23 protein-coding genes are annotated in these 25,387 nt (G+C 61.5%); 13 read left to right on the top strand and 10 right to left on the bottom strand.

Translation table 11 applies throughout. From position 1 onward, the window contains the following. Window positions 1–169 precede the first annotated feature (169 nt). From katG to Q5H89_RS18080, 7 genes are all read left to right on the top strand, one after another. A complete protein-coding gene (gene katG / locus Q5H89_RS18050) occupies window positions 170–2,437 on the top strand; it encodes a catalase/peroxidase HPI (RefSeq protein WP_369810676.1) in 2,268 nt (755 codons plus the stop codon). A 101-nt stretch (window positions 2,438–2,538) separates the two neighbouring features. Beyond that, window positions 2,539–3,057: a hypothetical protein gene (locus Q5H89_RS18055; RefSeq protein ID WP_305020748.1), complete on the top strand. Its 519-nt coding sequence runs from the start codon at window positions 2,539–2,541 to the stop codon at window positions 3,055–3,057. 8 nt (window positions 3,058–3,065) lie between these two features. Continuing rightward, on the top strand, window positions 3,066–3,650 hold the full coding sequence (locus Q5H89_RS18060; RefSeq protein WP_305020749.1) for a TMEM175 family protein: 585 nt from the start codon (window positions 3,066–3,068) through the stop codon (window positions 3,648–3,650). Window positions 3,651–3,652: 2 nt separating this feature from the next. Further along, a complete protein-coding gene (locus Q5H89_RS18065; RefSeq protein ID WP_305020750.1) occupies window positions 3,653–3,904 on the top strand; it encodes a DUF3601 domain-containing protein in 252 nt (83 codons plus the stop codon). Between the two features lie 22 nt (window positions 3,905–3,926). Further along, window positions 3,927–4,382 (top strand): hypothetical protein, encoded by a 456-nt coding sequence (locus Q5H89_RS18070; RefSeq protein WP_305020751.1) that lies wholly within the window; start codon window positions 3,927–3,929, stop codon window positions 4,380–4,382. 82 nt (window positions 4,383–4,464) lie between these two features. Continuing rightward, window positions 4,465–6,168 carry a M28 family metallopeptidase gene (locus Q5H89_RS18075; protein ID WP_305020752.1) on the top strand — a complete coding sequence of 568 codons (1,704 nt, stop codon included), beginning with the start codon at window positions 4,465–4,467 and terminating at the stop codon, window positions 6,166–6,168. Window positions 6,169–6,222: 54 nt separating this feature from the next. Further along, on the top strand, window positions 6,223–6,678 hold the full coding sequence (locus Q5H89_RS18080; protein ID WP_305020753.1) for a VOC family protein: 456 nt from the start codon (window positions 6,223–6,225) through the stop codon (window positions 6,676–6,678). Between the two features lie 147 nt (window positions 6,679–6,825). Here Q5H89_RS18080 and Q5H89_RS18085 read toward each other — a convergent pair whose 3' ends face one another. Both Q5H89_RS18085 and Q5H89_RS18090 read right to left on the bottom strand, forming a co-directional pair. Next, window positions 6,826–7,617 (bottom strand): NIPSNAP family protein, encoded by a 792-nt coding sequence (locus tag Q5H89_RS18085; RefSeq protein ID WP_305020754.1) that lies wholly within the window; start codon window positions 7,615–7,617, stop codon window positions 6,826–6,828. A gap of 81 nt (window positions 7,618–7,698) precedes the next feature. Further along, window positions 7,699–10,500, bottom strand: coding sequence for a polynucleotide kinase-phosphatase (locus Q5H89_RS18090; RefSeq protein WP_305020755.1), 2,802 nt, complete (start codon window positions 10,498–10,500; stop codon window positions 7,699–7,701). A gap of 44 nt (window positions 10,501–10,544) precedes the next feature. Here Q5H89_RS18090 and Q5H89_RS18095 point away from each other — a divergent pair, with 44 nt between their 5' ends. The 3 genes from Q5H89_RS18095 to Q5H89_RS18105 are packed head-to-tail and all read left to right on the top strand — an operon-like array spanning window position 10,545 to window position 11,828. Then, complete coding sequence (locus Q5H89_RS18095; RefSeq protein WP_305020756.1) at window positions 10,545–10,898, top strand: type II toxin-antitoxin system RelE/ParE family toxin; 354 nt, start codon at window positions 10,545–10,547, stop codon at window positions 10,896–10,898. Then, a complete protein-coding gene (locus Q5H89_RS18100; protein WP_305020757.1) occupies window positions 10,879–11,184 on the top strand; it encodes a helix-turn-helix domain-containing protein in 306 nt (101 codons plus the stop codon). The genes Q5H89_RS18095 and Q5H89_RS18100 overlap by 20 nt, the downstream gene beginning before the upstream one ends. 23 nt (window positions 11,185–11,207) lie before the next feature. Continuing rightward, window positions 11,208–11,828, top strand: a complete 621-nt coding sequence (locus Q5H89_RS18105) for a hypothetical protein (RefSeq protein ID WP_305020758.1) — start codon at window positions 11,208–11,210, stop codon at window positions 11,826–11,828. Here the strand turns inward: Q5H89_RS18105 and Q5H89_RS18110 are convergent. Continuing rightward, a complete protein-coding gene (locus Q5H89_RS18110; protein ID WP_305020759.1) occupies window positions 11,815–12,612 on the bottom strand; it encodes a DUF4249 domain-containing protein in 798 nt (265 codons plus the stop codon). The genes Q5H89_RS18105 and Q5H89_RS18110 overlap by 14 nt on opposite strands. A gap of 186 nt (window positions 12,613–12,798) precedes the next feature. Beyond that, window positions 12,799–15,150: a TonB-dependent receptor gene (locus Q5H89_RS18115; protein WP_305020760.1), complete on the bottom strand. Its 2,352-nt coding sequence runs from the start codon at window positions 15,148–15,150 to the stop codon at window positions 12,799–12,801. 187 nt (window positions 15,151–15,337) lie between these two features. Here Q5H89_RS18115 and Q5H89_RS18120 point away from each other — a divergent pair, with 187 nt between their 5' ends. After that, window positions 15,338–15,904 carry a hypothetical protein gene (locus Q5H89_RS18120; RefSeq protein ID WP_305020761.1) on the top strand — a complete coding sequence of 189 codons (567 nt, stop codon included), beginning with the start codon at window positions 15,338–15,340 and terminating at the stop codon, window positions 15,902–15,904. A 41-nt stretch (window positions 15,905–15,945) separates the two neighbouring features. On the opposite strand, the gene Q5H89_RS18125 is transcribed toward Q5H89_RS18120, so the two are convergent. Beyond that, on the bottom strand, window positions 15,946–17,382 hold the full coding sequence (locus Q5H89_RS18125; RefSeq protein ID WP_305020762.1) for a 3' terminal RNA ribose 2'-O-methyltransferase Hen1: 1,437 nt from the start codon (window positions 17,380–17,382) through the stop codon (window positions 15,946–15,948). Between the two features lie 175 nt (window positions 17,383–17,557). On the opposite strand from Q5H89_RS18125, the gene Q5H89_RS18130 reads away from it, so the two are divergent. Next, window positions 17,558–19,066 carry a TolB family protein gene (locus Q5H89_RS18130; protein ID WP_305020763.1) on the top strand — a complete coding sequence of 503 codons (1,509 nt, stop codon included), beginning with the start codon at window positions 17,558–17,560 and terminating at the stop codon, window positions 19,064–19,066. A gap of 141 nt (window positions 19,067–19,207) precedes the next feature. On the opposite strand, the gene Q5H89_RS18135 is transcribed toward Q5H89_RS18130, so the two are convergent. Beyond that, the gene (locus Q5H89_RS18135; RefSeq protein WP_305020764.1) at window positions 19,208–20,143 is read right to left on the bottom strand and encodes a sugar phosphate isomerase/epimerase family protein; all 936 of its coding nucleotides are present in this window, start codon (window positions 20,141–20,143) and stop codon (window positions 19,208–19,210) included. Window positions 20,144–20,308: 165 nt separating this feature from the next. Here Q5H89_RS18135 and Q5H89_RS18140 point away from each other — a divergent pair, with 165 nt between their 5' ends. Beyond that, window positions 20,309–20,947, top strand: a complete 639-nt coding sequence (locus tag Q5H89_RS18140; RefSeq protein WP_305020765.1) for a hypothetical protein — start codon at window positions 20,309–20,311, stop codon at window positions 20,945–20,947. A gap of 175 nt (window positions 20,948–21,122) precedes the next feature. Here the strand turns inward: Q5H89_RS18140 and Q5H89_RS18145 are convergent, their stop codons facing one another. The 4 genes from Q5H89_RS18145 to Q5H89_RS18160 all read right to left on the bottom strand — a co-directional run bounded on the left by Q5H89_RS18145 (window position 21,123) and on the right by Q5H89_RS18160 (window position 25,255). After that, window positions 21,123–22,589 carry a GH1 family beta-glucosidase gene (locus Q5H89_RS18145; RefSeq protein ID WP_305020766.1) on the bottom strand — a complete coding sequence of 489 codons (1,467 nt, stop codon included), beginning with the start codon at window positions 22,587–22,589 and terminating at the stop codon, window positions 21,123–21,125. 316 nt (window positions 22,590–22,905) lie between these two features. Continuing rightward, complete coding sequence (locus tag Q5H89_RS18150; RefSeq protein ID WP_305020767.1) at window positions 22,906–23,946, bottom strand: glycosyltransferase family protein; 1,041 nt, start codon at window positions 23,944–23,946, stop codon at window positions 22,906–22,908. Window positions 23,947–24,104: 158 nt separating this feature from the next. After that, window positions 24,105–25,016: a UDP-2,3-diacylglucosamine diphosphatase gene (locus tag Q5H89_RS18155; protein WP_305020768.1), complete on the bottom strand. Its 912-nt coding sequence runs from the start codon at window positions 25,014–25,016 to the stop codon at window positions 24,105–24,107. Further along, entirely contained in the window at window positions 25,013–25,255 is a 243-nt protein-coding gene (locus Q5H89_RS18160) for a hypothetical protein (RefSeq protein ID WP_305020769.1), read from the bottom strand. Before Q5H89_RS18160 ends, Q5H89_RS18155 begins: the two co-directional genes overlap by 4 nt. Window positions 25,256–25,387 lie beyond the last annotated feature (132 nt).

The raw sequence follows: 25,387 nt of genomic DNA on the forward strand, positions 1-25,387 counted from the left end.
GAAAGCGGGCTAGCTGGCCTGCGGCCAAAATGCCACAATCTTTTACCAGCGGCGCGCAAACCTATGCGGTAGTTGCCGGTAATTTGCCCGGCTTCCCGGTTTTTTAGCGAGCAGCCCGCTTTCAGGTATCGCATTTCCTCCAAGCTTTATTTAATCATCCCCTTTAACAATGGCTGAAGAACACAACCAACACCCGCCTGCCTCCAATACCACGGAGCATTTCATGAATGACCCGTCGGCGGCCAAATGCCCCTTCTTGTCGGGCATCGCGCAGCAGCACACGGCCGGCGGCGGCACCCGCAACCGCGACTGGTGGCCCAACCAGCTGCCGCTCGGCATCCTGCGCCAGCACTCGGCCCTGTCCAACCCCATGGGCGCGGACTTCAACTACGTGGAGGAGTTCAAAAAGCTGGACCTCAGCGCCGTAAAGCAGGACCTGTTTGAGCTGATGACCACCTCGCAAGACTGGTGGCCGGCCGACTACGGCCACTACGGCCCGTTCTTTATTCGCATGGCCTGGCACTCGGCCGGCACCTACCGCATCTCGGACGGCCGCGGTGGCGCGGGCGCGGGCATGCAGCGCTTTGCTCCGCTCAACAGCTGGCCCGACAACGCCAACCTCGACAAGGCCCGCCTCCTGCTGTGGCCCATCAAGCAGAAGTACGGCGAGCAGATTTCGTGGGCTGACCTCATGATTCTGGCCGGCAACTGCGCGCTGGAGTCGATGGGCCTCAAGCCGTTCGGCTACTCGGGCGGCCGTGCCGACGTGTGGGAGCCGATGGAAGAAGTGTACTGGGGCTCGGAGCGTGAGTGGCTCGGCGACAAGCGCTACACCGGCGACCGCCAGCTCGAAAACCCGCTGGCCGCCGTGCAGATGGGCCTCATCTACGTGAACCCGGAAGGCCCTAACGGCAACCCGAACCCCCTAGGCTCGGCCCGTGACATCCGCGAAACCTTCGGCCGCATGGCCATGAACGACGAGGAAACGGTGGCCCTGATTGCGGGCGGCCACACCTTCGGCAAAACCCACGGCGCCGCTGACCCTGCCCAGTACATTGCCCACGAGCCCGCTGCCGCCGGCATCGAGCAGCAAGGCAAGGGCTGGCTCAACTCGTATGGCACCGGCAACGCCGGCGACACCATCACGAGCGGCCTCGAAGGCGCCTGGACCGCTACCCCCGCCAAGTGGGGCAATGGCTACTTCAACAACCTGTTCGGCTTCGAGTGGGAGCTGACCAAGAGCCCCGCCGGGGCGCACCAGTGGAAGCCCAAGGGCGACGCCGGCGCGGGCATGATTCCCGACGCCCACGACCCCAACAAGTTCCACCAGCCGTTCATGCTGACGTCGGACATCGCCCTGCGCGAAGACCCGATTTACGAGAAAATCTCGCGCCGCTTCCACGAAAACCCCGAGGAGTTTGCCGACGCTTTCAGCCGCGCCTGGTTTAAGCTCACGCACCGCGACATGGGCCCGTTGTCGCGCTACGTAGGCCCCGAGGTACCTAGCGAAGTGCTCATCTGGCAAGACCCGCTGCCCGCCGCCGACTACGCACCGATTGACGAGCAGGATATCAACGCCTTGAAAGACCGTCTGTTAGCCTGTGGTCTGACGAACGCGCAGCTTATCCGCACGGCCTGGGCTTCGGCTTCTACGTTCCGCGGCTCCGACAAGCGCGGCGGTGCCAATGGCGCCCGCATCCGGCTAGCCCCCCAGAAATTCTGGGATGCCAACAACCCGGCCGAGCTGTCGAAAGTGCTCGACGTGCTGACCGGCATCCAGAACGAGTTTAACGCTGCGCAAACCGGCGGCAAAAAGGTATCGCTGGCCGACCTCATCGTGCTAGGCGGCGCTGCCGCCATCGAGCAGGCGGCCAAAGACGGCGGCTACGACGTGCAGGTGCCCTTCCACCCCGGCCGCACCGACGCTACCCACGAGCAAACCGACGTGCAGTCGTTTGCCGCCTTGGAGCCCCACGCCGATGGTTTCCGTAACTACTTGGCCGCCAATCATGAGGCTTCGCCCGAGGCCATGCTCATCGACCGTGCCCAACTCCTGACCCTCACCGCTCCCGAACTAACGGTGCTGGTAGGCGGCCTGCGCGTGCTGAACACCAACTACGACGGCTCGAACCACGGCGTGTTCACCGAACGCCCCGGCACGCTCAGCAACGACTTTTTCCTGAACCTGCTCGACATGGGCACCACTTGGAAAGCGACTTCTGACGCCGACCAGCTATTCGAAGGCCGCGACCGCAAAACCAACCTGGTGAAGTGGACCGGCACCCGCGTGGACCTAATTTTCGGCTCGAACTCGGAGCTGCGCGCCATCTCCGAAGTCTACGGCACCCACCAGGCCGGCGCGAAATTCGTGCGCGACTTCGTAGCCGCCTGGGCCAAGGTAATGGACGCCGACCGCTTCGACTTGGTAAAATCGTAAGGCTGGACCAGCGGGCGGTTGCGCCGGCTGGCTAGGTTAAAAAAACGCCGCCCTGGCAACGGGGCGGCGTTTTTTTTGTGCAACCGTCGCTAGCTTTGGTCGTGTTTGCACTAGTTCTTTTTCTATTCTTTAGCCTTGTTCTTGCTACTACGTTAGCGTTCAAAGCATCAATTGCTCGCCACATTGGCAATGATGTAATGCGCATCGTAGCGATAGGCTTATGCTTTATTGTAGTGCTAGTCGGAGGAGCTTGGGTGAGTATGAATACACTACTCGCGGCTATTTTTTACACTCCTACCACGACGCACGCCAGTAACGGCAGCTATTATTTCACCCAGCAAGAATACGGTTTCGTTACGATGACATCGAGCGGCTACAACCTGACGTTTTACCGGCAACAACCATTCTGGCTTGACCAGGAAATAGGCAAGGTGCAACTGGAGTGCGCAGGCAGTGAAGCTGTGCAAGCCACGCTTGCACTAGGGCGCAACGGCTACTTCCGGCTGCGCATCGCCACCGATAATCAAGAGCGGCTAGACACGACCCTCAGGTCTGGGGTGTTATTTAATTTTCGGCGCACCTCTGAGAATCATACCCTTGATTTTTCCAAGCGTCACTAGCCCACCCCATGCACAAAACCCGCCTCGAAGCATTCAGCGACGGTGTGCTCGCCATCATCCTCACCATCATGGTGTTGGAACTGAAGGTGCCGCACGGGGCCGATTTCCCGGCCTTGCGGCCGCTGCTACCCATATTCCTGAGCTACGTGCTGAGCTTCCTCTACGTAGGTATTTACTGGAATAATCACCACCACATGCTCAGCAGCTGCCGGCAGATTAGCGGCGGGGTGCTGTGGGCTAATCTGCATTTGCTGTTCTGGCTCTCGCTCACGCCGTTCGCGACGGGCTGGATGGGTGAAAACCATTTTGCCCCGGCCACGCTGGCCGTGTACGGCGGGGTGCTGCTAGGGTCGGCCATCGCCTATTTTGTGCTGCAAAACGCGCTCATTGCCGTCAATGGCCCCGACTCGCCCCTGGCCCACGCCGTGGGGCACGACTGGAAGGGCAAGCTCTCGCCGGTGCTGTACGTGGTGGGCATCGTTAGCAGCTTTTGGCTGCCCTGGCTGGCGGGTGCGGCCTACGTGGCGGTGGCCCTCATCTGGCTGATACCCGACCCCCGCATCGAGCGCACGCTCACTACGCAGCCCGACTAAGCATGGCTAGCATTCACGCGTTGGTGCGGGGGCAGCGGTACCAGATTATGCGCGAGTTCGTTGACTATGATGGCGGCCTACATTCGGTGGGCGAAACGTGGCTATTTGAAGGCACTACTTTTGTGCCCTACGACGACGAACTGACACTGCATGTGCGGGCTCACGGCGTGCCACGGGCCTATCGGCTGCAGTGGCGGCCGGAAGAGCAGGAGGCGATTATTGAGAACTTTACCGACTTCATAACCGCCTGCTAACCAAGTTATTTTTATGTATTCTATGGTCATTTTCCGTTCCTTACTTTTCGCTGCCAGCCTGGCTTTGCTTGCCGCCTGCCACGAGCAAACTACCCAGGCTAGCCAGGAGCCTACGGCCCCTACCGCCACCGGCCCGCAGTGCTACGCCTACCGCACCGAAACCGACACGGTGCGCCTGACGCTGCAAACCACGCAGCCCACCGTAACGGGCCAGCTAGCCTACCGCTACTTCGAGAAGGACCGCAACCAGGGCACCATCCGGGGCACCATGCACGGCGATACGCTACTGGCCGACTACACTTTTCAGTCGGAAGGCAAAACCTCCGTGCGCGAGGTGGCCTTTTTGCGCCGCGACATCGGCTTCGTGGAGGGCTACGGCCCCGTGGCAGAAATTCAGGGCAAGACGATATTTAAGCTGCCCCGCACCCTGCATTTCGACGCCAAATACACGCTGCTGCCCGTGCCCTGCCCCAACTAGCTGGCCCGGCCGCCGGGCTATTTCGGGCTGGCTTGTACCTTGAGCGTTCTTAGGCACGGCGGTTCGTGCCAGTACTTCGCTCATGTTCCTTTCTTCTGTTCGGGCTAGCCGGCTGCCGCTGGCGGGCCTGCTAGGCCTCGCTTTGGCCGGTTGCCAGTCTACTAAACCTACTGCTACCCTAGCCACGGCCCCGCCGCCTACGGCGGCGGCTCCTACCCCACCCACACCCACCGAGGCCATCACGGCGGCCGATATCAGCGGCTACCTGCAAGCTGTGTCGTCGGATGAGATGCTGGGCCGCAAGCCGTTTACGGCGGGCGAGGAGCGCATTACTGAGTATCTGGCGACACAGTTTAAGAGTTTGGGCTTGCAGCCCGCCGGCCCCGCTGGCAGCTATTTTCAGCCGGTGCCAATGGTGGAAATCGCCGTGTCGCCCGCGCCGACCATGCAGATTACGGGCAAGGGCCAGAAGCTGAGCCTCGATTATAAAACCGACTACGTCGTATTCAGCCAGCGCGAGCAGCCCACGGTGGCCGTGCAAAACTCGCCGCTGGTGTTTGCCGGCTACGGCGTGGTGGCGCCCGAATACGGCTGGGACGACTACGCCGGCCTCGACGTGAAGGGCAAAACCGTGGTGGTGCTCGTGAACGACCCCGGCAACGCGGGCCAGGATACAACCCTGTTCAAGGGCAAGGCCATGACCTACTACGGCCGCTGGACCTACAAATACGACGAGGCCGCCCGCCACGGCGCCGCCGGCCTGCTCATCGTGCACGACACCCAGCCCGCCGCCTACCCCTGGAGCGTGGTGCTCAGCGGCGCGCTCGGCCCCAAGCTACGCCCCCAAACCGCCGACCACGGCGCCAGCAAGTGCGCCCTCGAAGGCTGGCTGACGCTCGACGCCGCCAAGCGCCTCTTCACCGCCGCCGGCCAGAGCTACGACGCCCTCTACGCTGCCGCCAACCAGCGCGGCTTCCGCCCGCGCCCGCTGGGCCTCACGCTCAGCACCAGCCTGCGGCAGAAATTGCGCAGCCAGACTTCCAAGAACGTGCTGGCCGTGCTTCCCGGCACCACCAATGCGGGCGAGTACGTCATTTATTCGGCGCACTGGGACCACTTTGGCGTGGGCAAAGTCATTGCCGGCGACTCCATCTACAACGGCGCCGTGGACGATGGCACCGGGCTAGCCGCGCTGCTCAGCATCGCCAAAGCCTTTAAAAATGCGCCCGAAAAGCCGGCCCGCAGCATCGTGTTCCTGGCCGTGACGGGCGAAGAGCAGGGCCTGCTGGGGTCCAATTACTACGCCCAGCACCCGGCCTTCCCGCTGGCCAAAACCGTGGCCGACCTCAACATGGACATGCTCTGGCCCTACGGCCGCATGAAGGACCTCACCGTTATCGGCTATGGGCAGTCGGAGCTGGAAGACTACGCCCGCGCCGCCGCCAAGGAGCAGGACCGCTACCTGCTGCCCGACCAGACGCCCGAAACCGGCATGTTCTACCGCTCCGACCACTTCAGCTTTGCCCACGTGGGCGTGCCCTCGCTCTACGCCAGCGGCGGCTTCGAGAGCCGCAGCCAGGGCAAGGCCTACATTGCCCAAAAGCGCCAGGCCTACACCACCAACATGTACCACAAGCCCGCCGACCAGTTTGACCCTGGCTGGGACCTGAGCGGCGTGGCCCAGGATGCGCAGTTGTATTTCCGCGTGGGCCAGCGCCTGGCCGACGAAACTACGTTTCCGCAGTGGCGCGCCGGCTCGGAGTTTAAAGCCGCACGCTCAAAATAATTAAGTATCCTTGCCAATTATTTACTGGCACCACTATCCCACCTATTCCCACCCATGAAAAAATACCTGTCGTTTTGCGTAATTACTTTTCTAGTAATTATAACCACTGCTAAAGGCGCTTTTGCGCAAGGTCCGGTCTTGCTCAACCACATTGCGCTGTACGTGGTGGATTTGCAGAAAAGCGCTGATTTTTATAAAAACGCGCTGCTACTACCCGAATTATCAGAGCCGTTTAAAGATGGCAAGCACGTGTGGCTGCGCATCGGGCCGCACAGCCAGCTGCATATTATTCAGGGCAATAAAGCGCAGGAACACGACATCAATACCCACTTGGCTTTCAGCGTAAAAGACCTGTCAAAATTCATGGCGCACCTCGATAAGCTAGGCATCCGCTACGGCAGCTGGAAAAGCGAGCCGGGCAAAACCACGCCGCGGCCCGACGGCGTGAAGCAGATTTATTTGCAGGACCCGGATGGTTTTTGGCTGGAAGTGAATGATGATAAGTTCTAGAATTAATTACCCGTAAGAAAAAACGTCTGTCATGCTGAGCTTGCGAAGCATCTCTACCGCATCGTTAGGATTATTACCCTAGCGGCGCGAGCGAGATGCTTCGCAAGCTCAGCATGACAGACGTTTTTCAATTAATTACGCTGGTTTTTATAAATCAGAATAATTAGCCGGGCGCAAAAACGTAATATCGATGTGCGATACATTATTCTGATATTCGGGCTGGCTGGATAATTTCTTCCATTCGGGGTCGGCACCGAAGGCTTTCCAGTGCGCCTCGCGGTCCGCCATATTGGCGAAGGAGGTCATGTACATGAGGTTCGGCATTTTTGCGCCGAATACTACTTCGCTGTAGAAGATAGGATTAAAGCCCAGGCGGTCGAATAATTTAGTTTCGCCACCGGCATTAAACATCTGCACCTTGTTGCGGAATAGTTGTTCGCTAGCCCCTTCGTAGCTGCGCAGCTCATACACGCGCTCGTTTTTGGGCGCGGCGAGCTTGGGAGCAGCCAGGGTTTTCATCTCGTCAAAGGCCTTGAGCAGAATGGTTTCCTGGCGGGTGTAGGCGGGATTATTATAAGCCGTATTTTCGTAGGCACCGCCTGCGGCCAATAATTTAGCCGAGGTTTCCTGGTCAATTTTTTCCCACTGTTTTAGCGACGTAAACGGCGTAAATACATACACCCGCCGGTCGGCGGCGGTGTCGTTGCCGATGGGCTTAAATACGCCGACGTTGGCAATACCGGCCGCGTGCAACGTGGGCAAATACTGCCGCTGCAAGAAGCTGTCGATGCGAGCTTCCTGGCGGTTGGTTTTCAGGTGATATACTTTGAGGGCAAAGTAAATGGGGCGCTCGGCCGCAGGGGCCGCGGCGCGGCTGGAGCTGGCTAGCCAGAGGCCCAGGCCAGCGGCGAGAGCCGGCGCAAAAAATCGGTAGTTCATAGGTGGGAAAAGAAATAAGCTGCCGGAAATTAAGTAGCGCCGGGCCCGCAGGCATACCCTACGGGCCCGGCGCCGGCGCGGCTATAAGCGCGGGTCTATCGGCTCGCTTTCGAGGGCCAGCACCCCAAATACGCACTGATGTACCAGGCGCAGCGGCTGACCGGCCACGAACCTTTCGAGCCCCTCTACCCCTAGCGCAAACTCGCGCAGGGCCAGGTTGCGCTTGGCTTTCACGTTGCGCAGGCGCAGGCGCTCCAGGTTGCCATCCAACAGATAATCAGGCCCGTAGATAATGCGCAGATACTCGCGGCCCCGGCACTTGAGGGCGGGCTGGATGAGCGAGCGGCCAGTTTTGGGGATGAAGTCGTAGGGCTTCACCACCATGCCTTCGCCCCCGCCGGCGGTGAGGGCCAGCCACCAGTCGGTAGCCGCCTCGATTTCGGCGGGGTTGGTGAGGTCGATTACGCGGTAGGGCGTGGCGCGCAGCAGGCGCGGGTCGGCGAGGCTGAGGGCGCGCAGGGTTTCCATGTGCCAGGCGTGGTCGCGGTCGAAGTAGGTGTGGCCCTCGGTGGCTAGCAAGTGGAAGGGCGCCAGCTTGAGGTCGTCGAGCGACTGCACGGGCCAGCAGTAGCGGCGGTAGGCGTCGGCGTAATCAGTAGCGGCGGCGCGGCGGGCGCTGGTGCGGGCCAGCAGGGCATCGGCGTCGGCCAGGCCCCTAGCGGCGGCGGCGGCCAGGGCCGTTTCGGCCTGGGGCAGGGCGGCGGTGGCAGCGGCGGCCACGGCAGCGTACTGGCTTTTCACCAGCTCCTGGGCCTTGGCCGACCACGGCAGCAGCTCGGCGTCGAGGCACACCCAGTCGGTGTTGAATTTCTCCCAGAAGCCGGCCGTGCTGAGCGCACCGCGCAGACGGGCAAGGAAGGCCGTTTCTAACTCATTATCGGTGAAGAAATTGCGGCCGGTGCGGGTGTAGCATTTGCCTATGCCCTCGCCCACCACCCCTAGCCGGCGCTGGATGGCGGCCTCGTCGCGGCCCAGCACCACTACTACGCGGCTGCCCATGTGTTTTTCCTCGCATACCACGCGCGCCACGCCCTGGCGCTGGTAGTAGGCGAAGGCCTCGGCGGGGTGTTCGAGCAGGTCGGGCAGCTCCGAGGTTTCGGTGGGCGACATGGTGGGTGGCAGGTAGAGCAGCCACTTGGGGTTGAGGGCGAAGCGCGACATGACCTCCAGGGCGGCCACGGCGTTTTCCTCGCGCACGGTCACGGTATTGAGCAAGCGCGTGTTGATGAGCTGCTTGCCGGTCACGTCGCGAATATCAAGCAGGTCGTCGTGCTGCTGCTGGGCGGTGGCTAGGGGCTCCGGCTGGGCCAAGGGGTCCGCGCTGCCCGGTAGTTCGCCGGGGCGGTGCGGGTTGTAGTGTAACGGCCGGCTGGGCTCGCTGTATACCTGGTGGGCGGGCACGCTCATCAGCGCCCGCTCGGGGTAGCGCAGGGCCGTGAGGCGGCCGCCAAACACGCAGCCGGTGTCAATGTCGATGGTATTGTTGAGCCATTCGGGCTCGGGCACGGGCGTGTGGCCATATACCACCATTGCTTTGCCGCGGTACTCGCTAGCCCAGTGGTAGCGCACGGGCAGGCCAAACTCGTCCGTTTCGCCTGTGGTTTCGCCAAAGAGCGCAAAGTTGCGCACCGCCCCCGAGCCCCGGCCCTGCATCTCTTCGGTGAGGCCGGCGTGGGCCACCACCAGCCGGCCGCCGTCGAGCACGTAGTGGCTCACCAGCTTATCCAGAAACAGCCGCACCTGCTCCTTGAAGGCGGGCGTTTCGGCTTCGAACTGGGCGATGGTTTCGGCCAGGCCGTGGGTGTGCGACACGTTTTTGCCGTTGAGGTAGCGCAGCAGCTTGATGTCGTGGTTGCCGGGCACGCACAGGGCCAGGCCGTCGCGTACCATGCTCATTACCAGGCGCAACACCTGCGGCGAGGCGGGGCCACGGTCTACGAGGTCGCCGAGGAAGATGACTTTGCGGAGGACGGCCCTGGTGCCGACCTCACCCCCTAGCCCCCTCTCCCTGGGGAGAGGGGGGACTAGCTCTAGACTCGTGCTATCGTCTTCTAAACCAACGTTATTTTTTAGGTTAGCACTAGTCCCCCCTCTCCCCAAGGAGAGGGGGCCAGGGGGTGAGGTTGACGCGGAGGGCAGCCGCACTACCCGCACGCCCAAGTCGCGCGCATCCCTTACTTCTTCTTCCTCAACACCATACCCTAGCCGGCTCAGCAGCTCGCACAGCTCGCGGTAGCAGCCGTGCACGTCGCCGATGATATCGAAGGGGCCGGTTTCCTGCTGGCGGTTGTTGTGCAGCGGGTCACGCGCTATCGCCCGCACGGCGTCGATTTCCTCCACCCCGCGCAGGTGGTAGAGGTGCCGAAAGCCCTCGGCCTTGAGCGTGCGCAGGCTCTGGCGCAGCAGGCGGCGGTGGCCCGCAATAACGTGGGGCTTGAGGCCGGCGCGGTCGGGGCGTTGGCGGTTGCGGTCGGTGGCTATGCTTTCAGGCACGTCGAGCACAATGGCCACCGGCAGGCAGTGGTACTGCCGGGCCAGCGCCACGAAGGCTTTGCGGTCTTCGGCGCGCACGTTGGTGGCATCGACCACCGTGAGGCGGCCGCGCTTGAGGCGCTTGGCTACCCAGTAGTGCAGCAGGTCGAAGGCGTCGTTGGTGGCGTCGAGGCTGTTTTCATCATCCGATACCAGGCCCCGGCAGGTATCCGACGACACCACTTCGGTGGGCTTGAACAGGCGCCGCGCAAACGTGGACTTGCCCGCGCCCGTGCTGCCAATGAGCAGCACCAGCGAGAGTTCGGGGAGTTTTAAGGTATCGAAAGGCATGAAAAAGAGCTAATCATTGTTAGCTAATCAGCTAACTTTGGCGAATGACCGCCGAGTTTGTTCGCAATGTATTTTACTACCGCCAGTACTACCTGGACTTCTTCGCCACGCTGAAGCCGGAGGTGCAGCGCAAATTCAACTGGACCTTGCAGTTGCTGGCCACCGTAGACCGGGTTCCCGAAAAATACTTCAAGCATCTCACCGGCAGCTCCGGCCTCTACGAAATCCGGGTAGAAGTCAGCACCGATATCTACCGCGTCTTTAGCTTTTTCGACAAAGGCAAGCTGATAATTCTAGTGAACGGCTTTCAGAAAAAGACGCCCAAAACGCCCAAGAATGAATTGGCCCTGGCCGAACAACTAAAACAGCAATACTTCGATGAAAAACCAGCCCGCTAGCCATCTCACTTCCTTTGCCGACCACCTCACCGCACAATACGGCGAGCCCGGCACCCCCGCCCGCGAAGCCTACGAGGAAGGGTTCGAAGCCTTCAAGCTCGGCGCCATGCTGCAAGAGCTTCGCAAAGAGAAAGGCCTGACCCAGGCCCAGCTAGCCGAGAAATGCGGCACCACTAAAACCTATATCTCCCGCATCGAAAACGACGCTTCGGATATTCGCCTTTCCACGCTGATGCGGATTATTCGGGAAGGGCTAGGCGGGCATTTGAAATTGAGTGTGGAGTAGATTTACCAAATTAGAATTCCATTATGCAAGAGATAGAGCCAAGATACTCAGGACCAGCCACCGTGCGCCAGTCATACATGACTGAATTTACGGTTGAGTGTCCTAAGTGTAAGCACGAAGCTGCTATAACGGTAAATAGTCCTTGGTTTCTAGATAGTGGAAAACTGACTTGCAGCTATTGTACGCATTCAGAAAACGCAACCGACCTCATCAGATATAAGATATTAGTCAAAAGAAATTGTGATAACTGTGGAAAGCTCATACAAAAGATTATTCCGCAGTCAAGAGAAATGATGGATTCTCTTGCTGTTTCTTGCCCATCCTGTGGCAAAACCCGAGTTTATAAACCAAGAAACGAAGCTTATACGCAGCCTTATAATGAGCCTCAAGAGGGCTTAGCTCCTGTCTTCGGACTGCCTTTGTGGCTGCAAGGAAGCATTCGCGACAATTTATTCTGGGCTTATAATCGACAACACTTGCACGCCATTAAAGAATATGTAGGTGCAAAGCTGCGTGAGCGACAAACCACCACGCACACCACAATGGTGGAGCGGCTACCACAATTTATTAAGGATGCAAAAAATCGTGATGCTATCCTCAAACTTATTGAGAAGCTTGAGCGGAAGCAGCCTACTGCACCTTAATCCGCAGTACCTGGCGTGAATGGGCGCTGAAATACCCTAGCGCGCCGCCCGAGAAATTCGATTTGGGGTTGGCGGGAGTGGTGCTGGGGGCGCCGCCGACGGTCAGAATCTGGTTGAGGGTGCGGAAATACTCGTAGACGTTGGCGTCGATGTTTTGCATCTCGACCTGGAGGCTGTCGCCCGCCGCGAGCTTGTTGACGCCGTTGGGGTCGGTGCTGCTGTTGCTGAAGGCGCGCAGGGTTTGGGTGATATGCTTGCCGTCGGTAAACTGGTCGTTTTGCACGAAAATGGCGTTGTTGAGGCGGCCGTTGCGGTACTGGCGGAAGAGGTAGCTGTTGCCCAGCCCCACGGGGTCGGTGTAGTCCACCACGGCCTGGATGTTGTTGCCCACGGGGCTGACCTGGGTGCTCAGCTTCTCGAAGGGCACCACCGGCGCGGGCAGCGTAGACACGGCCACGTAGGACGCGCCGCCCGTGGCCACCCGCAGCGTGTAGGTGCGGCCCGGCACGCCCTTGATGCTCGCGCCCGCGTACTGGCCGGGCGTGGCCTCGCGCAGCGTTTCGGTGCTGCCCGCATTGTCGGCCAGGGTGATGGTGGCGCCGGTAACGGGCGCGAAGGTGTTGGCGTCAGTATAGTTGGCCGAGGTGCTGAGGCTGACCTGGCACGGGCGGTTATCGTCCACCAGGTTGCCCTCGATGACGAGCTGCGAGGACGAGGTTTTGAGGTCGAGATTGACAACTTTCTCGCAGCCGGTGCCGGCTAGCAATAGGGCAGCCAGCAGCAACGTAACCAGGCTATTGACCTCACCCCCCGGCCCCCTCTCCTTGGGGAGAGGGGGAGCCGACCGATTATGTTGACGAGCCCACGGCCGCGCCGTCGTGGCTCCCCCTCTCCCCAAGGAGAGGGGGCCGGGGGGTGAGGTAACCCCTAGGCGGGTAAACAAGGCTATTTTCTGCAACTGGCTCATGCCTTAAAAGCTGAAATTGTACGTGGCCGAGGGTACCATCCGAAACAGGGCCGTTTGCACGGCCTGGGTTTTGCTGGCGTCGTTGGGGTCGGGCTGGAAGCGGATGCTGTAGGGGTTTTCGCGGCCTAGCGCGTTGTAAATGGAGAACGACCAGCTGCTGTGAAAGCGCTTGCCTTCCTGGCCGTGCTTCTCGTAAGTGGCGCCCAGGTCGAGGCGCTGGTAGTTGGGCAGGCGGTCGGCATTGCGCTGGCCGTAGAGGCTCACTACCTGGCCCGCCACCAGGTATTTGCCCACCGGGAAAGTGGCCGCGTTGCCGGTGCTAGCCAGGAACGTACCCGAGAAGCTCCACTTGTTATTGAGTTGATAAATAGCCACTACCGACAAATCATGCGGCCGGTCCTGCCGGGCGTTGAACCATGAGCCGCCGTTGATTTCGGCAAACTGGCGCTCGCTCTTGCTGAGCGTGTAGCCCACCCAGCCAGTGAGGCGGCCCACGTCTTTGCGCACCAAAAATTCGACGCCGTAGGCCCGCCCGATGCCGTAGAGCAGGCTGGCCTCCACGTCGAAATTGCCGCGCAGCTGCGTGCCGTCGCGGTAGTCAATCTGGTTGCTAAGGGCCTTATAATAGGTTTCAACCGTCAGCGAATACGTCTTGTCTTTACCCAGCGTGCGGTAGTAGCCGGCCGACACCTGGTCGGACGTTTCAGGTTTCACGTTGAAGGTGGTGGGCACGTAGAGGTCGGTGGGCAGCGAGGTACTGCTGTTGCTGAGCAGGTGCAGGTTCTGCACGTTGCGGGCGTAACCGGCCTTGAGCTGGCTAGCCTCGTTGAGCTGGAAGCTAGCCGAAAAGCGCGGCTCCAGGCGCACGTAGGTTTTCAAAAACTGGCCCTTGGTGGTGTAGGGCGTGGCCACGAGCACGTTGCCGGCCGCATCGTAGGTCGAGTAGGTGCCGGGACCCAGCAGGCTGAAGCCCGACAGCCGCAGGCCAGTGGTGAAGTTGAGGCGCGGCGCAGCCTGCCACTCGTGCGAGGCGTAGGCCGCGGTTTCGAGCGAATAGTTGGTGCGGTCGGCGGTGGCATTTACCGACGAGCCGGCGTCGGCCACCACGTAGCCGGGCGTGATGGTGTGGTAAATAGCGTTGGCCCCGAAGCGAAAAGTCTGGGTAGCGCTGGGCGTAAATTCCACGTCCTCCTTCAGGTTCAGGTCCTGAATTTTCGAGATAATGCTGAAATTCTGGGCGTTGGAGGTGATGTCGATTTCGTAGTCGTACTTACTGAAAATGAGCGAGGTATTGGAAAACACCCGGTCGCTGAACAAGTGGTTAAGGCGCAGCGTTGCCGTTTTATTGCCGTAGTACTGGCCGAAGGTGTTAGCCAGTCCCAGCGCGTCGCGCCCCAGGTAGGCACTGAAATAGAGCCGGTTGCGCTCGTTGAGCGAATAGTTTGCTTTGGCATTGACGTCGTAGAAGTACAGACTTGAATTTTTGGTGGTTTCGTTTTTGGAGAACTTCAAAAACACGTCGGCATAGGTGCGTCGGGCCGTTACCAGAAACGAGCCTTTGTCCTTCACAATCGGCCCTTCGAGGGCTAGCCGACTGGCAATGAGGCCAATGCCGCCACTGCCGTGCAGCTGCTGGTTGTTGCCGTCTTTCATCTTGATATCGACCACCGACGACAGGCGCCCGCCATACTGCGCCGGCATGCCCCCCTTAAACACGGTCAGGTCCTTGATGGCGTCGGAGTTGAAGGTCGAGAAGAAGCCTAGCAGGTGCGAGGCATTATACACGGGCGCCTCGTCGAGCAAAATCAGGTTCTGGTCCACGGCCCCGCCGCGCACCGAGAAGCCGCTGCTCCCCTCGCCGGCCGACTTGATACCCGGCAGCAGGGTCAGCGTTTTTATCACGTCTTTCTCGCCAAAGAGCACCGGCACCTTGGCTATCTGCTTGAGGTCTAGCGTTTCGACGCCCATCTGCGCCTTGCTGATGTTGGCGTCGGCGCTGCGGCCAGTCACTATTACTTCGTTGAGGTCGTTGCCGCTAGGCTTGAGCTTGAAGTCGAGGCGCTGGCTAGCCCCGATGGTAAGCGTGCGCTGCTGATTGGCGAAGCCTACAAAGCTGACTTCCAGCGTGTAGGTGCCCGTTGGTACCGTGAGCGTGTAGAAGCCGTAGGCATTGGCGCCGGTGCCCACGCCAGGCAGCTCGCGCACCCGCACGGTGGCGCCGGTGAGGTTTTCGCCCGAGGTGGCATCCTGCACGGTGCCGCTGATAGTAAAGCGCGATTGGGCCAGGGCCGGGTGCCAGTGCAGCAAGAGCAGCACCAGCAGCCACGCCCCCAGCGGGTAAATACGTTTTTGCATAGAAAAGGCCAGGAAGCGGCCGGGCAGTAATTGGGAAGGCTAAAAGTACGACCCGTGTCTCCCAGCAATGGACCCTTTCTAGCGCATCCTGCATCTTGAGACCCTAGCGGACGCCAGTGGCAGTGCCTTTATCCTTTATGACATTGTTACTTTCGCCGCTCCACTTCTCGTCTGATACTATCTACTAATGGCTTGGATTGCAATGTACTTGCTGCCTCCAGATATTGACCTGCTCAATGACTGGCTGAATCAGGAAAGCGAAATCGCCTTTCTGGTTACAGATGGCCCAGCTAGATGGATTGCGCAAAGCGCCCGAACTATCAGCCGCGACATTGGCACTCAGGTTGCGATGAGGGGACACCACTTTCTGTGGCCTGATTATGCTGAATACAATCTTTGGCACGTGCCTTCTGGCCCGCTACCGCTATTAACCCAAGGCTTGACAGACGGTATCGTCGAAGACCCTTGGCATGGCTGGGCAGAACTGCGAGGTGGTCAGAACCCACGGATTCCTTATTTCGGTGCTGGCCATCCAGGTATTATTCATTTGGAGTTGAAACTCCATTCAGAAGCTGAAATACCCATGTCAAATTTTGGCTGGATTGGTAACCATTACAGAATGATTGGTAGCAGTGCCGATAAGTCAACGGAGGTTTTCTGGAAGAAATTAAGAGGTGTTATCAAAAAAATGGCAACGCAAATTCCTAGAGCAAACCATGCCTATTCGCCTTCCCGGCTGCTTACCAAGAGATAAAGAATGGTCGTCCTTGCGCTGTTAACCCCTAGCGCAGCCAACTATTCTTTTCGCCCGAACACCGCCAGCTGCGAGGGCGCTCCAACCCCTTTCGCCTCCTCGCCCATCGCCTCCAGCCGCACGGTGTAGCCGTGGCGCTCGGCCACGCCAGCGGCCCAGGCCGCAAACTCGGCGCGGGTCCACTCGAAGCGGTGGTCGGCGTGGCGGAAGGTGCCGGCTGAGAGGGTTTCGTAGACTTGGTTGTACTCCGCGTTGGGCGTCGTGACGAAGACGTGCCCCGGCCGCGCCTGGCCGAATACCACCGCTTCAAGGGCCGCGAGGCGGCTAGGGTCGAGGTGCTCGATAACCTCTACCAGCGCCGCCGCGTCGAAGCCGGCCAGGCGCTCATCCTTGTATAAGAGCGAGCCCTGGATGAGGTCGAGGCGGGCGCGCTGGCGCGGGGGCATTTCGGCCAGGTGCAGGCGCTGGGCGGCGCGGGCCAGCGCCTGGTGCGACACATCCATGCCCAGGATGTACTCGATTTTGGGCTGGCGCAGCAGTAAGCGCAGGAGCTTGCCCTCGCCACAGCCCAGGTCGAGCACGCGCTTGGGGGCTAGCTCGTAGATTTCCTGGGCTACTTGCTGCAAGCGCTGGTCGTGGAGCGACAGCTTAGGCTCGGGCGCGAGGCTAGCCGGGGTGCTAGTCGCTGGGGAACCCGGCTCATCGGCTTCGGCCGCGGCTGGCTCCGGCAATTCTTCCTCGTTGCCTTCCAGCAGCCTAGCCAGCAGCGGATTCACATACAGCGCTTTGTAGCGCAGGTAGCGCCGCGTGATGAAGCTGCGCTCGGGGTGGCGGGGCAGCCAGTCGCCGCCGCGGTGCAGCAGCTTTTCAGCCTCATTCTGGTCTACGTAGTAGTGCTTGTCGTTGTCGAGCACGGGCAGCAGCACGTAGAGGTGCGTGAGCACGTCTTGCAGGCGCAGGCCTTCGTGGCGCAGGTGCAGGGTATAGTAGCCGCTATCGCCCCAAGTGGGCTGGGTGGGGTCGAGCGGGGAGGTTTCTACCTCCACCTGATACCCTAGCGGCTCGAAGAGGCGGCGCGGCCAGTCGGGGCCGGGCGCCGACACGACGGCCACGGTCACGGCCAGCGGCAGGGCTTCGGCCGGCAGGGCGGGGCGGTCTTTGCAGGTGCCGTTCATGGCCGTGCCGAAGGCTTTGCTCAGCGCCACGCTCAGAAACGACGAGGCTACGTAGGGCCGGTCGTTCACGTATTCCTGCAACGAGAACCCCTCGCCGCCGCGCTCGCCCCGGCCGCGCACCAGCCCGATAGGGTCGAGGTCGAGCAGCAGCGCGGCAGTGCAGCGCTCGGGCGTGGCTTCGGGGTAAAATACGTGGGCCTGGCCGCCGGTAATTTCCACGCTTTGCAGGCGCGCGGGGTTTTTATGCAGCAAATAGCCCAGGTCGGTGGCGGGCTGGTGGGTGGTCGAAATCGTGAGCAGCATGGGCGAAAGCGCAAGGCGGAAGCCCGAAAGTAGTACGGCCCCGGGGCTCAGGCTAGTCCCGGCGCTAACTCCCTGGCTTACCGAGCGGAGTAGCTGGCCTTTGGAGCCGGCTGATGCTTACTTTCGCTAGCCTGGCTTTTAGCCCTTCACTTTCCTTTTCCCACCCGCCCGCCGTATGAAGTTTTTTGCGTCAAAACTGCTTTTTCTATTTTTTTGCCTGGTCTTAGCCCAAGCCGGCTTTGCCCAGCAGCTAGGGGTATTTGACGGCCAGCAAGACGTGGGCGATACCGGTAAGCCGGGCGCAGCCACCTACCTGCCCGCCACTCAGCAGTACGTAGTAACGGGCGCCGGCGCCAACATCTGGGCCGAACACGACGCGTTTCATTATGTCTATAAAAAGCTCACCGGCGACTTCCTCCTCTACGCCCGGGCCGGCCTGGTGGGCTGGCGCGGCGCCGAAAGCCACCGCAAAATGGGCTGGATGGTACGCCAGAGCCTGGCCCCCAACTCGCCCCACGTAAGCGCCGCCGAGCACGGCGACGGCCTCACCTCGCTGCAATACCGCAAAACCGCCGGCGCCACCACCGAGGAAACCCGCGCCTCTACTACCCAGGCCGATATTATTCAGCTGGAGCGCACCGGCACCACCTACACCATGCGGGTGGCGCAATTTGGCCAGCCCTTCGAGGTGGTGCAGGTCACCAACGTGGACCTGGGCCAGGAGGTGTACGTAGGCCTGTTTGTGTGCGCGCACAACGCCGATGTGACCGAAACGGCCGTGTTTCGCGATGTGCGCCTGGTGGTGCCCGCGCCCGCTAGCATGGTGGCCTACAAGCAGTACCTGGGTAGCCATCTGGAGGTACTCGACGTGGCCTCCGGCAACCGCGAAATCATCTACACGGCGCCCAATTCCATTCAGGCGCCCAACTGGCGGCCCGATAGCAAGAGCTTGATATACAACAGCGACGGCCTGATGTACAACTTTGACCTTGCCACCCGGCAACCAGCCGTGCTGCCCACCGGCGACGTCAAAAACAATAACAATGACCACGTACTGTCCTTCGGTGGCCAGTTCCTGGGCCTGAGCAGCGGCGTCGATAAGCTGGGCGGCTCCATTGTGTATACGGTGCCGGCTAGCGGGGGAATGCCCCGCCAGATTACGCCGCGCGGCCCCTCCTACCTGCACGGCTGGTCGCCCGATGGCAAGAGCCTGCTCTTCACCGGCCAGCGCCACGACGACTTCGACATTTACCGCGTGCCGGCCAAGGGCGGCAAGGAAGTGCGCCTTACCACCGCCAAAGGCCTCGACGACGGCCCCGAGTACACCCCCGATGGCCAGTACATCTACTTCAACTCGGCCCGCAGCGGCACCATGCAAATCTGGCGCATGCGGCCCGATGGCAGCCAGCAGGAACCCGTGACCACCGGCGAGTTCAACGACTGGTTTCCGCACATTTCGCCCGATGGCAAGTGGCTGGTGTTCGTATCCTTCCTAAAGGATGAAGTACCCGCCGGCGACCACCCCTTCTACAAGCACGTGTACCTGCGGATGATGCCCCTAGCCGGCGGCGCGCCCAAAGTAATCGCCTATGTATATGGCGGACAAGGGACTATTAATACACCTTCGTGGTCGCCCGACAGCAAACGCGTGGCCTTCATCAGCAACAGCGACCCGCTTAAGTAAAGCACTTTCACCAACAAAACGTTTGTCATGCTGAACGCAGTGAAGCATCTCTACCGTACTGCTTGTTAGAGATGCTTCACTGCGTTCAGCATGACAAACGTTTTTTAGCGTCTTTACTTTCTGCATTCGCTAGCCCTGCGCCTACACCCGGCCCACTCGCTCCAGCAGCGCCTTGGTTTTGCGGATGCCCTCGTCCTCGCTCAGCTTTTCGCCCTCGTACTCGATGCCGACGTAGCCTTTAAAGCCCGAGTCTTTGATGATGCGGAACATCTTCGCGTAGTCGGTTTCGACGCAGTTGCCGGCCGCATCAAACTCAAACGTTTTGGCGCTCACGCCCTTGGCTAGGGGCATCCACTCGCGGATGGCCTTGTACTTATCGTACGATTCGAGGCAGGTGCCCTGGTAAAGCTCACCGGTATCACGCCGCACGCAGAAGTTGCCGAAGTCGGGCAGGATGCCCACGCTCTTTTTATCGACCTGCCGAATAGTTTTTAACAGCCATTGCCCATCAGAAGTATAGCTGCCGTGGTTTTCCACTATCACGTTGATGCCCGCCTTCTGCGCGTACTCATTCAGCCGGCTTAGGCCGTCGATGGCGGCTTGCTGCACCTCGGTGGCCGAGCCTTTGCCGAAGGCGTTGACCCGCACCGTGCGGCAGCCCAGATACTTGGCGGCATCGACCCACTTGTAGTGGTTTTCGACGGCTTTCAGGCGCGCAGCCTGGTCGGGCGCGCCGAGGTCGCCCTCGCCGTCTATCATAATGAGGTGGTTGCGCACGCCGTGGTCGCGGCAGCGCTGCAAGAGGTCGTTCAGGTACTTGGTATCCTGGGCTTTATCCTTGAAAAACTGGTTGACGTACTCGACCACGCTGATACCGTACTCCTTTTTGGCGATGGCCGGGAAGTCGAGGTTATCGATTTTCTTGCTGAACAAGGCTTTGTGCAGCGACCATTCGGCCAGCGAAATCTCGAAGAAGAGCGGGCTAGCCAGCTCATGGGCAATGGCTTGCGGAGCTACGGCAGCCGCAGCGGCCACGGTGGCCGCTTGTTTGAGAAACTGGCGACGGGAAGACGACATAGTGATAAATGCGCGGTGGGTGGGAAAAGGAGCACACAGCCGGGCTAGCACAGCGCGGCCCGCCGAAAGTAGCACGGCGGCGCCCACAAGCCCGCGCCGCGCCCGAACTTTGCCGCTCCGGCCCGGCCTATAGCCCGCGGCGACCCTTCTTAGCGTACCTTTTCCGTGTCCGAATTTCCTGCTTCCGGCGCCTCAGCGCAGCCCTCGCTCACTGACTTCGCCAGCTTTTACCTCTACGGCCTTACCGACAACCCGTATCGACAATCGACTGACCTGGCGCAGTTTGGCCAGCTTTACAACCTAGTTATTGGCGAGCACGGCGGCGTGGGGCTAGCCAGCTCATTTCACCCCTACCAGCTTGTGAACCAGGCTGGCGTGACGGTGTGGTACGCGGCCTACGCCCAGCTCTACTCCCAGCCCAACCGTGGCGAGCTGTTCGCGGCCATGGCTGAGGAGCAGGCGCGCTTCGTGGTGGCACCGCCGGCCTCGTTCAGCGAGTTTCACGTGTGGCCCGATACGCGGCTGACGAGCGTTGAGAACCCGGTTTTCAGCCACTACATTCCGTTTGTGCTGCCCTTTTTGGTGCGCAAAGGCCCGGCCGCGCTGCGCTGGGATGCTGAGCTAGCCGCCGCCGAGGGCGACCGCGCGCGCTTCGGCCAGTACCTAGAGGCGGTGAACGCGGCCATCCGCTTTGTGCAGCCCGCGCCGGGGTTTGTGCTGGGCTTTGGCGAGTTTGACGAGCAGCAGCCCAGCCAGCTCATCGAGCGGTTTATGGCCATGCGCGACACGCCGCTGACTCGTTGAAATCAACACGCTGAACACCCGGCGACATCTGGCTTCAGTTGTCATGCAGCGCGCAGCACAGCATCTCGCTCGCAATCGTTGGATAGTATCTCTAGTGTCAGCAAGCGAGATGCTGCGTTGCGCGCTGCATGACCGATAGAGTAAGCCCTGTTTTAAACAGTGCCCAGCCCGCGGCCTACATCCTGCCTGCCACCCGCGCTTGCCCCACCTCCACCCTGGCGCCGGCCAGAAACTCGCCGTACCAGCGGCCCGAGTCTTTCAGCGTGCGCTCCTGGGTTTCGTAATCGACGTGCACCAGGCCGAAGCGCGGGCGGTAGCCCTCGGCCCACTCGAAGTTGTCGGTGAAGCTCCAGGGGAAATAGCCGTTGACCCGGATGCCCGCGCGGCGGGCGCGCAGCACCTGCCCGATGGCCGCCTGGTAGTAGGCTAGCCGCGCCGCATCGGGCACGCGGCCGCCCACCGGCTGGTCGGCAAAGGCGGCGCCCGACTCCGTTATAACCAGCTCGGGCGCGCCGGGGTAAGCGGCGTACTGTTTCAACATTTGGTAAATCGACTCGGGGAAAACCTCCCAGCCCATTTCGGTGGTGGGCACGCCGCGCTTGGCCGCCGGCACCAGCGCCGCGCCGATGAGCGGCAGCCAGGGCGCGGCGCGCACCACCTCGCGGGTGTAGTTCTGCACGCCCCAGAAGTCGAAGTCGAATTTCTGGCGCTCCATGTCGCCCGGCTTTTGGTAGCGGCGCAGCAGCCAGCCTAGCGTGGGCAGCTCGGCCGTGGGGTAGCCTAGCCCGAGCGCGGGCTCCACAAACAGCCGGTTTAGCACGGCATCGACGCGGCGGGCGGCGGCCTCGCTCGGCCCGTGGCCGGGCCTAGCGGGCGTAACGTAGGAGCACGAAAACGTGGTGCCGATGCGGGCCGTGCCCGGCAGCGCCGCCCGCAGCGCCCGGCCACCCTCGGCCTGGGCCAGCGTGGCGTGGTGGGCCGCCGCCAAAAATGCTGGCAGGCTGCGCCGGCCCGGCGCGTGAATGCCCAGCAGGTGCCCGGCGCCCACGAATACCATGGGCTCGTTGAGCACCATCCAGTGCTGCACGCGGTCGCCGAGGCGGCGGGCCAGCACCTGGGCGTAGTCGGCCAGCCAGTCGGCCACGGCGCGGTTGGCCCAGCCGCCGCGCTGCTGCAGGGCCAGCGGCAAATCCCAGTGGTACACCGTGAGCCAGGGGCGCAGGTCGCGCTCCAGGCAGGCATCGACGAGGCGGTCGTAGAAATCGAGGCCCCGGCGGTTGATGGCGCCCACGCCCTCGGGCAACACCCTAGCCCAGGCGGCGGAGAAGCGAAAGTCCGTCAGCCCCAGGCCCTGGGCTAGGTCGAGGTCCTGCTCGTAGCGCGTAAAAAAATCGGTGCTTACCCGCGCGTGCTCGCCCCGCGCAACCGTTCGGGGCCGGCGCGTAAACTCATCCCAAATGCTCGGGCCCTTACCCTGCTGCTGCCAGGCGCCCTCTACCTGATAGGCCGCGCACGCCGCGCCCCAGTGAAAATCGGACCCAAAATCGGCCCGCGAATAGCTAGCGGGCGTGGTAGCGGGGAAAAAAGCCGGGGGCAGCGCCAGCGGGCGCTGGATAGAAAGGATAGTATCGTCGGGCATCATTTGGGGCCAGGCTGAGCTAGCCAGGAAACAATAGGGAAGTAAAAGCTGAGAGCTGACTTTTTAGGATTTCAGCTCTCAGCTTCTGCAATCACTCAAGTAATTATAGAAAGTCAAGTTTTGTCATGCTCATCTGGCGTCCGCGAAGCGGAGCGTAGTCGAAGCATCTTGGCCGCTTCGTTGAACGGCTCATACGTGCCCTAGCAAGATGCTTCGACTACGCTGCGCTTCGCGGACGCCAGATGAGCATGACAACGAGGGTGCTTTTAAATGGCTTCTTTAACTCTCTCTGCGGCCATATAGTGCACCGCGCCGCAACCTACAAAGCTCGCGCCGCCTGCCGCGGGCACGGCACTCCTAGCTGCTCGGCCAGCAGCTGGTCGAGGATGGCGCCGGTGCGGTCGGGGTACTCTACGGGCACGGGGCGGCCGCGGTGCAGCCAGTCGTCGATGCGGGCGAGGTGCTTGTCTTTGAGGCCGCGCACCACGGGCACGCCCATCTCCGCTAGGGCCGCCGCGTTGCACTGCTGCTCGTACTGCTGCTTCATGGGCACGACCAACAGCTTTTTGCCCAGGTACAGCGCCTCGGCGGGCGTCTCAAAGCCCGCGCCGCAGAGCACCCCCCTGGCCCGGGCCAGGCTTTGCAGAAAATCACCGCCGCTCACCGGCCACACGCGCACGTTGCCGTAGTCGGCGGGCTGCTGGCTGTGCTTCGAAAACACCTCCCACCGCACCGTGCGGCTGAGGTAGCGCAGGCGCTTCACCAGCGTTTCTTCATCAAAAGCCGGCAGATATACTGTGTAGTGCCCCTCATCGGTAGGCGCCAGCTCGCGCACCTGCCGCCGAATGACGGGCGTGCTGATACCGGGCGCATACGCCTGAAAATGAAAGCCATACTGCACCGTGCTAGGGGCATAGTGCCGCAGCACGGCCCGGCCGGCAGGGTCCTCGCCCTTGGGGCGCGGGGCGGCGGGGTGCAGCACGGCGCTCTGGTGGCTCAGGGCCACGCAGGGGCGGTGGCGCAGCCGGCAGGCCCAGGCCGATACGGGCTCAAAGTCATTGAGCACCAAATCGTAGCTTTCCACCGGCAAATGTCGGATATCGTGCACGAACCCAGCCGAGTTGAACTGCCGGAAGGTTTTCACGAAGTTGATACCACCCTTCTTTCCAAACAAAAAGCCCATGCCGCCCACCCGGTAGCGGACATTAAAGGGCAGCGGCAAATCGGCGGGCGGGCCGCTCACCAGCAGGTCGAGCTGGCCGCCCAGGGCCGCCACGCGGGCTTGCAGCAGCGGCACCACGTCGAGGGCGCGCATCAGGTGGCCGTTGCCGGTGCCCTGAATGGCGTAGAGAATGTTCATTCTTCTATAAATCAAAAACTGCTAGTTGGCTATGAAGTACTTGTTAGGTCATGCAGCGCGCAGCGAAGCATCTCGCGTGGCGCAGTAATCCCTGTCGTTCGCAGACGTCAGCACGCGAGATGCTTCGCTGCGCGCTGCATGACCTAATAATATACTTTTTACTTCAACTTAAACTCGGCCAGCAGGCTTTCGAGCAGCGCGGCGGGCGCGGCATCGGCGGCTAGCTCGTCGGCCTCGGGGGCTTCGCTAGCCTCGCCGGGCTGGGGCAGCATGCGCGGGTCGTCGGCGTAGCGGTAGAGGGCCCAGCCGGCTTCGGCGGTGTATTCGAGGGCGGTGAGGTTTTCGACCCAGTCGCCCGAGTTGAGGTAGGTAATGGCGCCCTGGGGCGTGGCCAGGGTCTTGATTTCGGGTTGGTGAATGTGGCCGCAGGCCACGTAGCGGTAGCCCTGGTCGGCGGCAATGGTGGCGGCCGTTTGCTCGAAATCGCTGATGAGGCTCACGGCGCTTTTCACCCGGTCTTTCACAGCTTTGGAGAGCGCCACCTTGGGCCGGCCAATTTTTTGCAGCCCAAAATTCACCAGCCGATTGAGCAGAATGAGCAGGTCGTAGCCCTTGCCGCCGAGGCAGGCTAGCCAGCGCGAGTGCCGCATGGTCACATCGAACACGTCGCCGTGAAACAGCCAGGTGCGGCCGTGGGGCAGGTCGAGCACCAGCTTGTTATCGAGTTGAAAATGACCCAGCTTCAGGCCCGCGAACTTGCGCAGCAGCTCGTCGTGGTTGCCGGTGAGGTAGTAGATTTTAGTGCCTTTGGCCGCTAGCCCCGCCAGGTAGCGCACCACCCGCATGTGCGACGGCGGCCAGTAATTCTTCGAAAACTGCCAGATATCGACAATGTCGCCATTGAGCACCAGCACCTGCGGCCGGATGCTCTTCAGGTAGCGCAGCAGCTCAGGGGCGTGGCAGCCGTAGGTGCCCAGGTGCACATCGCTGACCACGGCTACGCCGAGGCGGCGCTTTTTGGACGGGCGCGGGGCAGTGCCGGGTGGGGCTAGCTCAGGAGATTTGCTCATGCGGCCGAGGGGTAAGGCACGCGCGGGTAGCTGGGGCGCGGCCGGTCTTTGGGGCGACGGGGCCGGGTGGGCGGGCCGGCCGGGTGCTCGCCGGCCGCGCTGCCCAGCGCGGGGCGCAGGCTACGGCGCAGCGGCCACCCCAGCACCAGCCACCAGCCCAGGGCCACGAGCCACACCAGCCCCGCGCCGGAGGGCTGCCAGTCCAATAACCAGCGCTTGAATTCCGCGAGTTTTTGCATACCCCAAAGCTCGCCGCAGCATATCACGCCCAGGTTACGAGCGGGTTACTTTTCCGTCAAACTTTGCTGCTGGCCGATTATTTAGCGCCTGAGCCGGGGCGTTTGGCGCGGGCTGCCGTTCTTTGCAGCGCC

Origin of the sequence: Hymenobacter cheonanensis (assembly GCF_030581075.1) — a bacterium.
GTDB lineage: Bacteria > Bacteroidota > Bacteroidia > Cytophagales > Hymenobacteraceae > Hymenobacter.